At 39.7% G+C, this 14,421-nt stretch carries 12 protein-coding genes and 1 pseudogene; 8 read left to right on the forward strand and 5 right to left on the reverse strand.

Translation table 11 applies throughout. The features are described 5' to 3' along the window. Positions 1-3 precede the first annotated feature (3 nt). Complete coding sequence (locus tag SJPD1_RS02245) at positions 4-1,341, reverse strand: MATE family efflux transporter (RefSeq protein WP_096045778.1); 1,338 nt, start codon at positions 1,339-1,341, stop codon at positions 4-6. 288 nt (positions 1,342-1,629) lie between these two features. Between SJPD1_RS02245 and SJPD1_RS14615 the strand changes: the two genes are divergently transcribed. The 6 genes from SJPD1_RS14615 to SJPD1_RS02270 all read left to right on the forward strand — a co-directional run bounded on the left by SJPD1_RS14615 (position 1,630) and on the right by SJPD1_RS02270 (position 8,793). Next, on the forward strand, positions 1,630-1,908 hold the full coding sequence (locus SJPD1_RS14615) for a twin-arginine translocation signal domain-containing protein (protein ID WP_226372228.1): 279 nt from the start codon (positions 1,630-1,632) through the stop codon (positions 1,906-1,908). Then, positions 1,889-4,162, forward strand: a complete 2,274-nt coding sequence (locus SJPD1_RS02250) for a molybdopterin-dependent oxidoreductase (RefSeq protein ID WP_226372229.1) — start codon at positions 1,889-1,891, stop codon at positions 4,160-4,162. Before SJPD1_RS14615 ends, SJPD1_RS02250 begins: the two co-directional genes overlap by 20 nt. Then, a complete protein-coding gene (locus tag SJPD1_RS02255; protein WP_096045779.1) occupies positions 4,162-4,725 on the forward strand; it encodes a c-type cytochrome in 564 nt (187 codons plus the stop codon). The genes SJPD1_RS02250 and SJPD1_RS02255 overlap by 1 nt, the downstream gene beginning before the upstream one ends. Positions 4,726-4,845: 120 nt before the next feature. Next, complete coding sequence (locus SJPD1_RS02260; protein ID WP_096045780.1) at positions 4,846-5,532, forward strand: response regulator transcription factor; 687 nt, start codon at positions 4,846-4,848, stop codon at positions 5,530-5,532. Beyond that, positions 5,522-7,117, forward strand: coding sequence for an ABC transporter substrate-binding protein (locus SJPD1_RS02265; protein WP_096045781.1), 1,596 nt, complete (start codon positions 5,522-5,524; stop codon positions 7,115-7,117). The genes SJPD1_RS02260 and SJPD1_RS02265 overlap by 11 nt, the downstream gene beginning before the upstream one ends. After that, the gene (locus SJPD1_RS02270) at positions 7,114-8,793 is read left to right on the forward strand and encodes an ATP-binding protein (RefSeq protein ID WP_096045782.1); all 1,680 of its coding nucleotides are present in this window, start codon (positions 7,114-7,116) and stop codon (positions 8,791-8,793) included. The genes SJPD1_RS02265 and SJPD1_RS02270 overlap by 4 nt, the downstream gene beginning before the upstream one ends. Before the next feature lie 43 nt (positions 8,794-8,836). Here the strand turns inward: SJPD1_RS02270 and SJPD1_RS14950 are convergent, their stop codons facing one another. The 4 genes and pseudogenes from SJPD1_RS14950 to SJPD1_RS02285 all read right to left on the reverse strand — a co-directional run bounded on the left by SJPD1_RS14950 (position 8,837) and on the right by SJPD1_RS02285 (position 11,382). Further along, the gene (locus SJPD1_RS14950; protein ID WP_226372277.1) at positions 8,837-9,178 is read right to left on the reverse strand and encodes a CZB domain-containing protein; all 342 of its coding nucleotides are present in this window, start codon (positions 9,176-9,178) and stop codon (positions 8,837-8,839) included. Between the two features lie 81 nt (positions 9,179-9,259). Continuing rightward, positions 9,260-9,550 (reverse strand): annotated as a pseudogene (locus tag SJPD1_RS14955) (methyl-accepting chemotaxis protein); the annotation flags it as partial. Between the two features lie 709 nt (positions 9,551-10,259). Then, entirely contained in the window at positions 10,260-10,766 is a 507-nt protein-coding gene (locus SJPD1_RS02280; RefSeq protein WP_096045784.1) for a PAS domain-containing protein, read from the reverse strand. 139 nt (positions 10,767-10,905) lie between these two features. Continuing rightward, positions 10,906-11,382, reverse strand: a complete 477-nt coding sequence (locus tag SJPD1_RS02285) for a hypothetical protein (RefSeq protein WP_096045785.1) — start codon at positions 11,380-11,382, stop codon at positions 10,906-10,908. Between the two features lie 244 nt (positions 11,383-11,626). Here SJPD1_RS02285 and SJPD1_RS02290 point away from each other — a divergent pair, with 244 nt between their 5' ends. Then, complete coding sequence (locus SJPD1_RS02290) at positions 11,627-13,141, forward strand: NADH-quinone oxidoreductase subunit G (RefSeq protein ID WP_096045786.1); 1,515 nt, start codon at positions 11,627-11,629, stop codon at positions 13,139-13,141. After that, the gene (locus SJPD1_RS02295; RefSeq protein WP_096045787.1) at positions 13,138-14,421 is read left to right on the forward strand and encodes a complex I subunit 1/NuoH family protein; all 1,284 of its coding nucleotides are present in this window, start codon (positions 13,138-13,140) and stop codon (positions 14,419-14,421) included. Before SJPD1_RS02290 ends, SJPD1_RS02295 begins: the two co-directional genes overlap by 4 nt.

Genomic DNA, 14,421 nt, shown 5'->3' on the forward strand with positions numbered 1-14,421 from the left:
AGGTTAGAGTGCTTTGACTTTCAAATAAGTGTAGTATAAAAGAGCGAGTGCAGAGCTGTAAACAATACACCCAAGCCCTATCCACATCCAGATAAATGAAAGTTCAAAATAGCTGACAATGAACGTGTAGACAATGCTCGGTGCTAAGATTTGGCGAAAGAAGCCAACGTAGAAGATCATTGTTGGTTTTTTGATGCCTTGCAAGGTCGCGACACATGCAAAATGCGTCACATAACCGCAAAAAAGAAAGAGCATGACATAAATGTACGTTGTACCATACGCAATAACATCCGCGCTTGGATCAAATTGTGCTACAAGCCATTTTCCACTAATCCATAAAATTCCCATCCCTATAATACTAAGTGTATAGCCATACGTAAGGGCATAAAAAAGTGTTTGACGTACACGCTCAAATTTACCCGCACCCATATTGTTAGAAACTAGGCTTAGCACGGCGCTACTAATACCAAGTGTAGGCAATAACATCAACTGTTCCACACGGTATCCAATGCCATATCCCGCTACGGCTTGATACCCATAAAGGGTGACAAAATGAAGGGCGATGAGCGAACCAAAGGACATCATCAGCATATTTAAACCAGGCGGTGTCGCTTGGCTTATTAAGTCTTTGTAAATACGCATATCGGGGTAAAAATGCTCTTTACATGTAAAACTAATTAATCCCGTTTGTAAACTTTTGTACAGCAAGTAGCTTGCACCAAATGCTTGTACTAAAACGGTTGAAAGGGCGATACCTCCAATTCCCATAGCCGGTATAAATCCCCAACCATAGATAAAAAGAGGATTGAGCACTATATTGGCAAAAAAGCCAAAGATGAGGGTATTACGGTAACTTTTTGTATCGCCAGTTGCCACAAGAACACTGTTGAGTGCAAAGTTAGCAAAGAAGAGAGCAGCGCCTAGCAAAATAACCTCAATAAAACTCAGCGCTAACGCATGGTAACGCTCTTCCGTCCCTATCCATGTGAGTAATTCTGAAGCAAAATAAAATCCTAAAAGCCCGAAAAACATTCCTACGCCAAGAATCAGTGTTACTCCTTTTTTGGCAATGATACCTGCGAGGAAAAAATGCTGCTTTCCATAAGCGTGACCGATGAGCGCGGTTAATGCACTTGTTCCACCATATGCCATGCCGATGACAAAAAAGAAAAGAAAGGAAGAAGCAGAGAGCGCGGCGAGTGCTTCGGTGGAGATAAGTCCTGCATAGTAAGTATCGACGATATTGTAGAGCGTGTTAAAAAGCATGCCAAGACTTGCAGGAATGGAGAGTTGGCGCAAAAGTAATGGAATAGGGTTGTGAGTGAGTGATGTTGAATCCATGCCAGCTCTTTTTGATTTTATCATAACTTCTTCACGCTTTAAAAGAGATCATTTTCAATAACGACTTTTGAAGCAAAGCTTTAAAAGCCTACGTTAGCCACTATGGCACTGAAGCTTGCCTCTTTTGAGGTAGAATTTTAATTATATTTACACGAAATACACTCATTAATTACTCATTTTTTTTCGTTATGCTTCATGCATAAAAATAAAAATTATACATTAAATATAATTTTTATTTAAGATTTGTACGTTTCTCATCTCAAAATTGTTCAATCTAAGGAGAACACAATGACAAAGAAAATGGATAGAAGATCGTTTTTAAAAGTAGGGGGAGGTGTTGCTGCTGTAGCAACAATGAACGCAAATGCAATTCCTTTAGTAGGGGATGGTCTTTTAAATGATTCAGAGGATGGCTTTAGTGCTTCTCACTTTGGTGCAGTCATCACGCATTCACGCAATTCGCGTTTTGAAAGCGCGACCCCATTTGAAGGTGATGCCCACCCTGTGACGCTCATTGAAGGTTTGTACATACGCAACGGATCGCATTATGTATCCCTGTGTACGTGAGAGTTATTTGAAAAATGGATATAAAAGTGATAAAACAAAGCGTGGAAGTGACAAATTTGTGCGTGTTTCATGGGAAAAAGCCTACGATTTGATTGCCAATGAGCTTAAACGTGTTTATAAAGATCACGGCTCAGACGCTGTCTTTGGTGGCAGTTACGGTTGGTTTTGTGTAGGTAGCTTAAACAATCCACAAGCTTTGGTTGGCAGAATGCTAGGTATCGCCGGTGGCTACACTTCACGAACTTGCACCTATTCAACGCATGCTATTCGTCAAATAACGCCGTATATTACAGGCACTGATGAATCAACTGCTCCTGTTACTGTTTACCCTGTTATTATTGAAAATTCAGAATGTATCGTTTTTTGGGGAGCTGATCCAATTAACACGAACCAAATTGCATGGGGTGTTCCTGATCATCAATCTTATATGTATATGAAAGAGCTAAAAGAAGCTGCTAAAAAGCGCAATATTAAGTTTTATATTATTGATCCTGTATACAACAACACAGGGTTGTATTTTGGTGCAGAGCATATTCAAATTCGTCCAACAACCGATGTTGCACTGATGCTTGGTATTGCAAATTATCTTTATACCGAAAATCTTTATGATAAAGATTTTGTCCATAAATATACCATAGGGTTTGATGAATTTGAAAAATACCTTGTAGGTGAAAGCGAAGATATGGTTGCCAAAACACCTGAGTGGGCATCCAAAATTTGTGGCGTCGATGCCAATGTGATTAAAATGCTTGCCAAAGAGTTTGTGAGCAAACGTACTATGCTGATGGGTGGCTGGGGAACACAAAGGGCTCATCATGGAGAACAACCTAATTGGATGATGATTACCTTAGCCAGTATGATTGGACAAGTGGGACTTCCTGGTGGAGGATATGGCATGAGTTATCACTATTCAGATGGGGGTGTTCCAATGCCTGCGGCCGCTTCTGGTAATGCCCTCAGCGAAAAACCTATTAATGGCTCTGTAGGTGCTGTAGCAGATACTGAGAATGTTGCTGCTTCTCCTGGACTTTCTGGTATCAGTATCAACTCCAAAATGGATGGACCATGGAAACAACGAAAAATCAATGTCATCCCTGTATCACGTATTGTTGAGTGCTTGGAAAATCCGGGGAAAGAATACAATTTTGATGGTAAAGCGTATAAATACCCCGAAATTAAAATGGCATACTGGGCAGGTGGCAATCCTTTCCATCATCACCAAGATCGTAACCGTATGGTTAAAGCATGGCAAAAACTCGATACATTTGTCGTTAATGAATGCTTTTGGACAGCAACAGCACGTATGGCAGACATCGTTCTTCCCGCAACAACTGAGCAAGAGCGCAATGACATCTCCAAATCACATTCAAACAGTTACATTTTTGCAATGAAACAAGCCGTTAAACCCGCTGGTGAAGCAATGGATGATTTCGATATTTTTGTTAATATCCTAAGACGCTTTGGTGCGAATGAAGTTCTTGCTTTTACCGAAGGAAAAACAAAGATGGAGTGGGTTGAGGCTTTCTACGCAGAATCCTACGATAAAGCCATCAAATCAGGTGTTAAAATGTTGCCATTTAAAGAGTTTTGGGAAAAAGGTTTTGTCAAATTTGAAACACCTGAGAGTGCTAAAAAATTTGTTAAACATGCTAAATTTAGGCAAAATCCTGTTATCAATCGTCTTGGAACACCTTCAGGTAAAATCGAGATTTTCTCTAAGAAAATTGCAGGTTATAACTATAAAGAGTGCAAAGGTCATCCAATGTGGTTTGAACCAATGGAGTGGTTGGGAAGTAAAGTCGCTAAAGAGTTTCCACTAAACTTGGTTTCTCCTCATCCAAAATATCGCCTTCACTCACAACTCAATAATACATGGTTACGTGATCTTGAAGAGGTTGAAGGAAGAGAGCCGATTTGGATGCACCCTAAAGATGCTGCCAAACGTGGTATTCAAAATGGCGATATTGTGAGAGTATTTAACAAACGTGGTCAAGTTCTTGCAGGAGCAGTCGTGACTGAAGCGGTCATGCAAGGGGTTGTGAGAATGCAAGAAGGTGCGTGGTATGATCCAGCAGAACCAGGAAAAGTGGGCACATTGTGTCGTCATGGGGATGTTAATGTCCTGATACCTGATGTGGGAACCTCAGAACTTGCTCAAGGTAACCAAGCAACAGCATTGGTCGAAATCGAGAAGTTTAAAGGAGAAGTTCCAGACATTGGAATTTTCAAAGCTCCAAAAATTAAAGGTGTATGATGCGTATAATGAAATTTTTAGCACCATTATGTGCTGCAACAATGATGTTTGCGGCGGGGAATTCATTTTTAAGTAAAAATGCACAACTTTTTTCAGATGCAAAAGAGGGATCAGCTCTTGGAGAGCTGGTCGTCTCCTCGGCAGTCAAAGAACTTTCAAAAAGCGGTGATTTTACCGAAGTAGAGTTTGTTGGTTTTATGCCTGAAGGGAGTACGATTGCGTATGAAAAAACAGGTGTCCTTATGATAGGTTTTGAAGCGACGAAAGCCTCTGTTTATAAAGTGATTGGTCAAACCAAAGATGAGTACGATACGGTATGGTTAAACGTTTCGGTAAAAGGCTTTGTTAAAAGCGACGCACTTGGAAATGATAAATCAAAAATATTAGGCGAAGGAAAAACACTGTTTCAAGCTAAGTGTAGTACCTGCCATGCCTTGCATGCTGAAGATGAGTTTGAGCCCAATGTTTGGCCGAGCATCTTAGAAGCAATGGGTCAGCAAGCAGGTCTTTCTAAGGCTGAGAAATTTAGCATTGAAAAGTACCTTCAAAATTTTACGAAATAATGCTTCTGACGCTTCGTTAGTCTTTTCTAGCGAAGCGTTTTTAATGGTAATCCACTCATCATGCCAAAAGACAAAATTGGCTAAAATCTTTACATGTAAAGTCATTTAAAAGGAGCGTGAATGGAACTTTGGTTGGAAAAACTCAAATCTTTACGATTGCTTTATGCTGAAGATGAAGAGGGAATTCGCAAACCTATGGCCAATACACTCTCATATTATCTAAAAGAGGTACTTGAAGCGCGCAATGGTGAAGAGGGGTTGGATATTTACTATGAACAGCGCCCCGATATCATTTTAACCGATCTTAGAATGCCCAAAAAAGATGGGCTTTATATGGTCAAAGAGATCAGAAAGAGTGATAAAAAAACCCCTATTTTAATGATTACCGCACATACTGATAAAGAGTATCTCCTTAGTGCCATTGAACTTAAGATCGAAAAATATCTGATCAAACCGATTGCTCTGGATGAACTTTTGGGGGCGTTGAAACTCTGCATCAGCGAGATAGAACTAGGGCGATCTCTTTTTCTTGAGTGTAAAAATTGTCAGTTTGATTTTAATAACAAGCGCATTGTCCACAGCGATGGAAGTGAAGTTGAACTGACACATAAAGAGTCTGATTTTTTAGAGCTACTGTTGCGTAAAAAAGGGATGATCGTTAGCTACGAAGAGATAGAAATAAATGTTTGGAAAGAGGAGTATATGAGTATTGCTGCCCTTCGAACATTGGTCAAGTCTCTACGTAAAAAGCTTCCCAATAGTTTTATTAGAAACCATTCCCAAACAGGGTACAGTTTTGAGGTTTAAACAATTTTTTGCTCTCTTAATCGTACTTGGAACACTGTGTGTATATGCCGTCGAAACGGAGTATCATGAAGATTCAAGTGCTCAAAGAGCTTTACATGTAAAAGACCCAAGATCGCACATCAAGATATTTTTACCTGCAATGCCCTACGTCAGCGTAGCACGTTTAATCAACGAAGGTTTAGTTAGGCTTGCTGATAATGAGCAAGGATGGGAGTACTCTTTAGCCACACAATGTTTAAAAAAAACGCCTCTTCTTTATGAATGTGATTTGCGTCAAGGTGTGAAATTTCAAGATGGAACAGCTTTCAATGCTGATGCTGTCATCAATAATTTTCACTATTTTATGGCACAACCTATCAATTATACGGATATCAACCATCGCCTCAAAGGCGTTGAAAAACTCTCTGATTATAAGATAAAAATAGAGTTGTATAAGCCTTATGGGATGCTGTTTCGAGACCTTGCGCGTATTAATTTTTATACGGAAGCGTATTTGAAAAAATTTGCATGGAGAGGTGCAGCAACAGGTCCAAATATTGAAGAGGCAGGACCTTATGGCTTAGGACCTTATGTCTTGGTTGAAGGCGTCATCACAGGACGAAAACAAACACCCAAAGTTATTTTAAAAGCAAATCCGTACTATTGGGAAAAAGGGTTTCCTAAAATTGAAACGATTACGTTATATACACAGCTTGAAACCGATAAAGCACTTAAAATGATGACAGAGCATGAAGGGGAGCTTGATTTTATGCCCATTCCCTTTAATAAAAAAATAGAGACTATGCTTTCGGCGTATTCTAAATTGGTTATTTTGCCTTCAACCAATAATTTTGCACTTTATTTTAATTTAATTAAAAAAGATTCACCCGTATACGATAAAAAAGTACGTCAAGCCCTTAATTGTGCTTTAAATCAATATAACCTTTTAACTTTTACCTATAAACAAGAAGGTTCCTTAAATCGTGAAGCATTGCGTGTCAACGAGTGTCCTTTAAATCATGAAGAGATATCAGAAGCTCTTAATAATAAACACTTCAAGATCGTTACACAAGATTCACTTCTGTTTTTATGGAAAGGCATTGAGTACCAACTCTCTCAGTACAATGTTACATTACACTATACGATTACCTCTGATGAAAAGATGGTTTATGACTTTTTGCTTTCTAACAATGAGACTGTTCAAGATTGGGATATTTTGAGTCAAAATACCATAGATTGGTATGGTCGTCATCCTTGGTTAATATTTTTTAATTACCAAGAGGGAAACCCCTGGAGTTTTGTACGAGGAGATAAGATCATGCAATCGTATATATCCGATTTTTTTGGACTTGAGCAAAATACACCTGAATTTAATGTGTTATGTGAAAAGATACGTCAACGCGCTAAAGAAGAGGCTTATATGTTGTTTGTTCCTACACCAAACAATGTATTTGCTATGAATAAAGAGTTGGTTTTTGAGCCGTTAGGCATTGGTATGCAACCTTTTTGGAAAGCCAATATTACCGATCAACACTGGTCCATTCGTGGCGATAAGCCTTATCCCAAAGAGCTTCAAGTCCCTATCTTTCCAAAGCGACTACCATGAAAAAGATCCAGATAAAATATAAACTGTTTTTATTGTTTAGCGTTTCATTCATTGGAATGTTGATCCTTGCAGAGCGTTCGTTTAAACTTTCACAAGAGAACATCAGCAATGCTACGACCATTTTTGAAAACTCACAAAGTACACAGCATTTGCAAGAGAATTACATTGAGCCTATTAATGCTTTGCGTGAAATGAGTCTTTCCTTAGTCATGTCACCGAATGAGGATTATCGTAAAACGATTGAAGTTGATATTATGAAACAGAAAGAGCGCCTTGAAGAGAATTTTCTCAAACTTGATTCAAAAACATATGATTTTTGGAAAGCATATGCTAGCAGTGTGGAAAAAACGTGTGGTTATCTTGCCGCACATTTTGAGGAGGGTGCATTTGTCTATGTTAATTCCATTGAACGTGACCACTACTATGCACTTTTAAATCGTCTCAAGGCGCTCCAGCATGATGCTGTAAATCAAGCAGAACACAATTTTGCGGATATTCAAACCAGTGCACAGGCTTTGAAATATGAATTGGCCATTTTGATTCTTGCTCTTTCCAGTCTCGTCTTTACTGTAGGATATTTGCTCTCCAACCATATCGTTTCTTCGATCTTGAAGTTGCAAGAAGGGCTTAAAGATTTTTTTGGTTACTTGGAAACAAAAAGTGTATCACCAAAGCCGATTGAACTGACTAGTCGAGATGAGTTAGAGGATATGTCACAACTGCTCAATCGTAGTATTGCTAAAGCTTCTGCCAACATTGAACAAGACATTGTTTTTGTCGAAGATGCTATTAGTGTGGTCAATGATCTTAAAATGGGAAAACTCTCTTCACGTTTACATGCGACGGCGCAAGCCCAAGAGTTGCAATTACTCAAAGATGTGGTCAATGCCATGATTGATAACTTGGAATCTAAGATCAATGAAGAGATTTTTAAACGCAGTGAGCAAGAAAAACTGCTGATTCAACAGAGCAAGCTTGCCAGTATGGGTGAGATGATTGGCAATATTGCGCATCAATGGAGGCAACCATTGGGAGAGATGAGTGCTCTTTTGATTAACCTTCAAGTGAAGCATGAGTTCAACGATTTGGATGATGCCTATATGCTGACATCCATTCAGCAGTGTGTTAAAATCAATGCGTTCATGTCAGGAACCATTAGTGATTTTCAAAATTTTTTCAAGCCTTCTAAAGAGAAAGAGGTTTTTGAAATCAGTGAAGCATGTGAGCGAGCTATTTCTATTTTACAAGCCTCACTGAAGTACCACGGTATTGAATTTTCATTTGATATCTCCGAAAAAATGGAAGTGCTTGGTTATCCCAATGAGTTTGCTCAAGCATTGCTCAATATTCTTTCCAATGCCAAAGATGTTCTCAGTGAACGTGAGATCAGCAATCCCTTTATTCGGTTGTATCTCAAAAAAGGGTACAAATACATTTTGATTGTGATTGAAGATAATGGTGGAGGAATTGCCAGAGAACATATGGACCGCATTTTTGAGCCTTACTTTACCACCAAATATGCAAAACAAGGTACTGGTATTGGGCTTTATATGACAAAGATGATTATTGAAAATAATATGGGTGGCGTTATCAATGTTAAAAATACAGAATCAGGAGCTCTTTTTACCATTAAATTACCGAGTGTTATGGACGCGGACACTGTTGACTTAGCCTAAAACAAAGTTTACATGTAAGGATTTTCCTTACATGTAAAAAGGGCTACGCCTTAGTATTTTTTTCTGCAATCATGGCATCGAGGGTGACAAAAAGTGTTTTACTCTCATTTTCAATCTCTTTAAAGTAGTTGATAATTTGCACTTTTTCATCTAAGAGATTAGAAGAGGTAGCACGAATCAATTTAGCGACTTCGAGAACATGATTGTGGAAGTTCTGATGCGGTTTATAAAGCTCTTTAAAGCTTTTAGTTTCTCCAAAAATCTTCTCACCATCATGGTGATACCACTCGCCAAGACTGCACGTCTCATGGTTTTGGAATACAACATCTTTATCATTGACATAAACGGCACTGTAAGCATTAGATTTAAAGATAGCATGGTTCATCTTCGCCAAGGTAATGAAGATCGTTTGCTGAATGGTATTGATATTGATCGAAGTGGTATTGGAGTGGGATATAAGGCTATTGAAAGTCGTACTTAATTTATCAAGTGTTTTCGTGGAAGCATCGGCATCGCTTTTCATGGCTTCGGCATTGGTCTCAAGACCCGATGTCTCTTGTTGGAGCATCTTAATGGATACTGCAATTTCAGCCGTTGCCTTTTGTGTTGTTTCAGCCAGTTTGCGAACTTCATCCGCAACTACGGCAAAACCACGACCATGTTCTCCCGCTCGTGCTGCTTCAATGGCGGCATTGAGTGCCAATAGATTGGTTTTATCAGCAATATCGTTAATCATATCAACCACATTACTAATGTCGCGGGTACGTTGCGCAAGGACACCAATACTCTGTTCATTTTGATTCACAAATTCAACCAATGAGGTGATTTTAGCAATCGTATCACGTAGATTTTGGTAACTGCCCTTAGTCTCATCTGCATAGATTTCACCGTCGTGTGCAATCTCTTTAAGACGCTCTACAATGGTGGATAAGTTGGATTGTACGGTCGAAAAGTCATGCGATCCACTGCTGATTTGCGCAAGTTCAGCGTTGAGGGTATTTCGTGCAATAAATTCATGCGTTTGCTGCATAGCACGAACGGATTGATTGACCATATTGGTCTGCTCCCTAAACTCACCATGCATTCCCTTTTGTAAAATTTTACGGCTAAAATCTTCTTTGGATGCTGCTAAAATGGTAGATTTTATCTCTTTGGTAACCAGTTCAAAATTATCTAAAAGGGAGTTCATATTGGAGCAGAGAAGTTTGAGTTCGCCTCCATCATTGACATTCACAATACGACCATGCAAATTTCCGTGTTCGCTCTCTTTGACAATATCAGCTAACGCATGAATGGTCTTTTGCACTTTACGAATATTGATAAACATGAACCAACCCAATCCAAAATTACAGAGATTGATAATTTGAATCCAGTGGAAGCCATTAACCGTAACCTCTAAACAGAATGCAATAAAAAAAATAACCAGCGAAATAAGGTTGGCATCTTGAATTTTGGCTAGAGAAGATCTATTCATAAGAGAGGATGAAGGCATCATAACTGACCTTTAACTGAGATAGGGTAGTGTCTAAAAGTGCGCGAGAAGCTTGTACACCACCTGTTTGTTCTGCATCAAGCATTCTTTTATACAGAGGAATAATCACTTCAAGCCCTTTTGGACTTGGTGCACGGCGTACAGAGTGATAACCAATGATTTGATTTGTTTTAGTATCGGTAACGGGAGTAATATACGCATGAACCCAATAGTAATAATTGTTTTTCGTACGATTTTTGACGTATGCAAAAACTTCATTTCCCGCTTGCACACGGTCCCATAAAAGTTTGAAAATAGCTTTAGGCATATCCGGATGGCGCAAGATATTGTGTGGCATGCCGATAAGTTCTTGTTCTTTATAACCAGAAATCTCAATAAAAAGATCGTTGGCATAAGTAATTCTACCTTTTAGGTCAGTTTTGGAGACAATAAAAAGGTTTTCGTCAAAGTGAAGTTCTTCACCTTTTTGAGTAATAGACACGGCAGTAACTCCTCTAAATCCAATTAAAATTAAAAAAACTAGTATAACCAAAAAAGAGATAACTCATCACCACCTAAATGATGAATATCTATTCACTTTTCAAAAGATTACCTTTAGTAACAAATGTAATTTTGGTATTTTATTTGTCGGTTTTAAATGAAAAAACGGCTCCCAAACTGTGCCTGTTTTGATTGAGAATCACATTGGCTTGCCAGATCATATTTCCCATAATACATGTTGGAAGCATTCCTTCTCCCTCAAAGATACCCGTAGTCGTTTTGGTGAGCTTAATGGTATGTAATCCCATATTCATATTGGTTGCAAAAAGCTTTATTTCAATCGTCGGAAGGTCACTGGGTGTGGTAACTTTAAAGTGCAATGGCTTCATTAAAGGGATACTTTTAGGTTCTATGTCTAAACGAAGGAGTGATCCGTCACTCAGCGTTACTTCACAGGCACTCTGATGTAGATCGCATGCTGGATCGGTACTGACAAAATTCGTTTCTCCCACCCACCATTGGTAGACATCTTTGGCATCAATCAGAACATAAGCTGCAATGAGTACAACAGCTAAAATTTCTACAGCAAGGAATTTCAAAAAACGAGGAGATGGCATGTGTTTATCCTTCAAAAAGAGTGGAAAAAGTTTAGCATCTCTTGAGTAAATTTTGAGTAAATCTCTTTTATGTATGCGAGAAATTTTGTGTCAGCGTGAGAGAAAATTAAGGGCTTTTTTTCTTTTCACGCTGTTGTTCTGAAATAAGTTCCGCAAGAACGTTAGTAAACTCGCTGCGACAGCTATTTTAAAGTATATGCTCGCTAGAATTGAAGCATAACGTCCAAATGAGGATAGCAATTTTATGGCGCATATTACGGTAGATGGAACGGTATTAGAGGTTAAAGAGGGTACTTTGTTGATTGAAGAACTGCTCGCAAACAAGATTAATATTCCCCATTTTTGTTACCACCCCGCTCTTGGGAAAGATGGTAATTGCCGTATGTGTATGGTCGAAATCGAAGGACAAAAACGCCCTCAAATCGCCTGTGATACTCCCATTAAAGATGGCATGATTGTTCGTACAAAAGGTGCTTCTATTGACCGCGTTAAACGCTCCATTTTAGAGCTTGAGCTTATCAACCATCCCATTGACTGCCCCATCTGCGACCAAGCGGGTGAATGTTCCTTACAAAACTACTATATGGATGTAGGGCTTTATGAGAGCCGTTTAAGTACCCCAAAAACGAGGGGTGAAAAGCATGTTGATTTAGGTGCTAATGTTGTGCTCGATCAAGAGCGCTGTGTGCTTTGTACCCGTTGCGTTCGTTTCACTAAAAATATTACGAAAACCAATGAATTAGGTGTCCTTTCGCGTGCTGATCACTCTGTTATCACAACCTTCCCAGGCTCTAAACTTTCCAATCCATATGCAATGAATGTGGTCGATCTCTGCCCTGTGGGCGCACTCACCAGCCAAGACTTTCGTTTCCATAAACGGGTTTGGTTTTTACACAGCGAAGAGGCGATCTGCAACCACTGTGCCAGAGGCTGTTCTATTTTTGTCGATCATCACAAAGAGAAGTACAAAGACGAGATGGTCTACCGCTATCGCCCGCGCTTCAATGAAAAAATCAATGGTTATTTTATCTGTGATGCAGGAAGATTGAGTTATACCAACGAAAATGAAAACGCTGACTTTAGTCCTCTGATTCGTGGTATGGTGAGTGAATATGAGTACGCAGAAGGAAAACTGTTGCGCTTGCTCAAACGCTATCTTGGTAAGATGGTTTTTGTGATCTCTTCCAATCTTTCTTTAGAAGAGATGGTCAGAGTACAAAAGCTTTCCAAGCTCTATGATGGTACGCTGTGTGCCTACGAAGAGGCTCGTTTTGATACCAGTTTTGGCGATGATTTCTTAAAATGCAATGACCGCTCCGCAAATGCCAGAGCATTACCTCTTCTTGGAATTGATGATTCCAAGGAGGCATTACAAAACGCCCTTTTGTGCGCCGAACTTGTTGTGATGGTAGGACGTAGTGATGCAAAACTCCTCAAATCCATGGAATATACCAAGAGTGTTGTGGTTTTATGCTCGGCGTGTGAGTTTACATGTAAAGAGGTTGAGCTTGTTTTACCGATTGCTTCGCATACCAAAAGAGCGGGCAGTTTCATCAATGTGGATGGCTATGTTCAGTATAGCGCCTCAGCTATTAAAAATGAGCATGGGCATAAATCCCTTCTTGCTATTTTAGCGCCTATTCTGGGGGATACACTCTTTACATGTAAAGAGGTTTGGGAAGCAGAGTTATTCTTTTACGAGGTGCTTCGTGACCTCACGTTTGACTCGTTAAAACATACGCCAAAGATAACGTTATGAGTCATCTTAGCATCTCTATCGTCATCATCAATATTATCTTAGCACTGCTTTTCTCTTTGGGTGCTGCTCCTATTTTAGTATGGATTGAGCGTCGCGTTGCTGGGTTGATTCAAGATAGATTGGGACCTAACCGCTGTCATATCAACGGCATTCGTTTAGGTGGTCTTATCCAGTCGTTTGCCGACATGCTCAAACTGGTGTTTAAAGAAGATTTTCAAGCAAAAGCCATTAAAGAGCATTTTTTCTTCTCACTCGCGCCTGTGATCGTTTTTGCGTCTGCCTTTTTAAGTTTTATGGTAATGCCATTTGCAGATGACCTCGTTATTAACGGTGAGCGTTTCATCATGCAAGGCTTGCCGATGGACTTGGGCATATTGTGGTTTTTAGCGTTTGCGGGGCTGAGTGTTTATGGCATTATGTTAGGCGGCTGGTCTAGTCGCAATAAATACTCTCTTTTGGGAGCGATGCGTGCAGGCGCACAGGTCATCAGCTATGAAGCCGCGATGGGACTTTCAGTGGTTTCACTGCTCATTACCTATGGCTCCGTCCATTTAGGGCAGATCGTTGCGTATCAAGGGGAGCTTCTTTTTGGATTTATTCCAGCATGGGGTATTATTGTTCAGCCTCTTGCGGCACTTATTTTTATTGTCACTGCGTTTGCGGAAGCCAATCGAACACCATTTGACCTTGCAGAAGGTGAGAGTGAAATTGTCGGAGGGTACCATACCGAATACAGTGCGATGCGATTTGGACTCTTTTTTGTAGGTGAATATGTCGCGATGAGTGCATCTAGTGCGTTGATCGTGACACTTTTCTTGGGTGGGTATCATCTGCCATATCTCAATACGCAAACACTTCAAGCGTTTATGCCTTGGATTTTAATGTTCGTCATCATTGCGCTTCCTTTGGCAAGTTTTTATGTGATGCGTTGGATTAAGAAACACAACCGTTGGCATAAAGCGGGGGATGTGCGAAACAGAGAGAGTGCTTTTTTGCGAAAAGGTCTGATAGGGGTGAATGTGCTCTTCATTGCAGGACTTGGAGCATTGCTTTTCGTAGGACTAACTCAAACCTCGACCAATGTTGCAACGGCGGTAATCCAAATTGCCACATTTGCTTTTAAACTTCTTTTGATGAATTTTGTCTTTGTGTGGGTACGTTGGACACTTCCTCGTTTTCGCTACGATCAGTTGCAAACACTCGGATGGAAAGTGCTGATGCCTTTGGCAATTTTTAATATCATTGTAACAGCAACTATTGTTGTGATCAAGGGGCTGTAA

This window comes from Sulfurospirillum diekertiae, assembly GCF_002309535.1.
GTDB lineage: Bacteria > Campylobacterota > Campylobacteria > Campylobacterales > Sulfurospirillaceae > Sulfurospirillum > Sulfurospirillum diekertiae.

What these genes read in the sequence shown, in the direction of transcription:
- SJPD1_RS02245 (WP_096045778.1), bottom strand. Translation starts at nt 1,341, where the DNA reads ATGGATTCAACATCACTCACTCACAACCCTATTCCATTACTTTTGCGC.
- SJPD1_RS14615 (WP_226372228.1), top strand. Translation starts at nt 1,630, where the DNA reads ATGACAAAGAAAATGGATAGAAGATCGTTTTTAAAAGTAGGGGGAGGT.
- SJPD1_RS02250 (WP_226372229.1), top strand. Translation starts at nt 1,889, where the DNA reads ATGTATCCCTGTGTACGTGAGAGTTATTTGAAAAATGGATATAAAAGT.
- SJPD1_RS02255 (WP_096045779.1), top strand. Translation starts at nt 4,162, where the DNA reads ATGCGTATAATGAAATTTTTAGCACCATTATGTGCTGCAACAATGATG.
- SJPD1_RS02260 (WP_096045780.1), top strand. Translation starts at nt 4,846, where the DNA reads ATGGAACTTTGGTTGGAAAAACTCAAATCTTTACGATTGCTTTATGCT.
- SJPD1_RS02270 (WP_096045782.1), top strand. Translation starts at nt 7,114, where the DNA reads ATGAAAAAGATCCAGATAAAATATAAACTGTTTTTATTGTTTAGCGTT.
- SJPD1_RS14950 (WP_226372277.1), bottom strand. Translation starts at nt 9,178, where the DNA reads ATGAACCATGCTATCTTTAAATCTAATGCTTACAGTGCCGTTTATGTC.
- SJPD1_RS02285 (WP_096045785.1), bottom strand. Translation starts at nt 11,382, where the DNA reads ATGCCATCTCCTCGTTTTTTGAAATTCCTTGCTGTAGAAATTTTAGCT.
- SJPD1_RS02290 (WP_096045786.1), top strand. Translation starts at nt 11,627, where the DNA reads ATGGCGCATATTACGGTAGATGGAACGGTATTAGAGGTTAAAGAGGGT.
- SJPD1_RS02295 (WP_096045787.1), top strand. Translation starts at nt 13,138, where the DNA reads ATGAGTCATCTTAGCATCTCTATCGTCATCATCAATATTATCTTAGCA.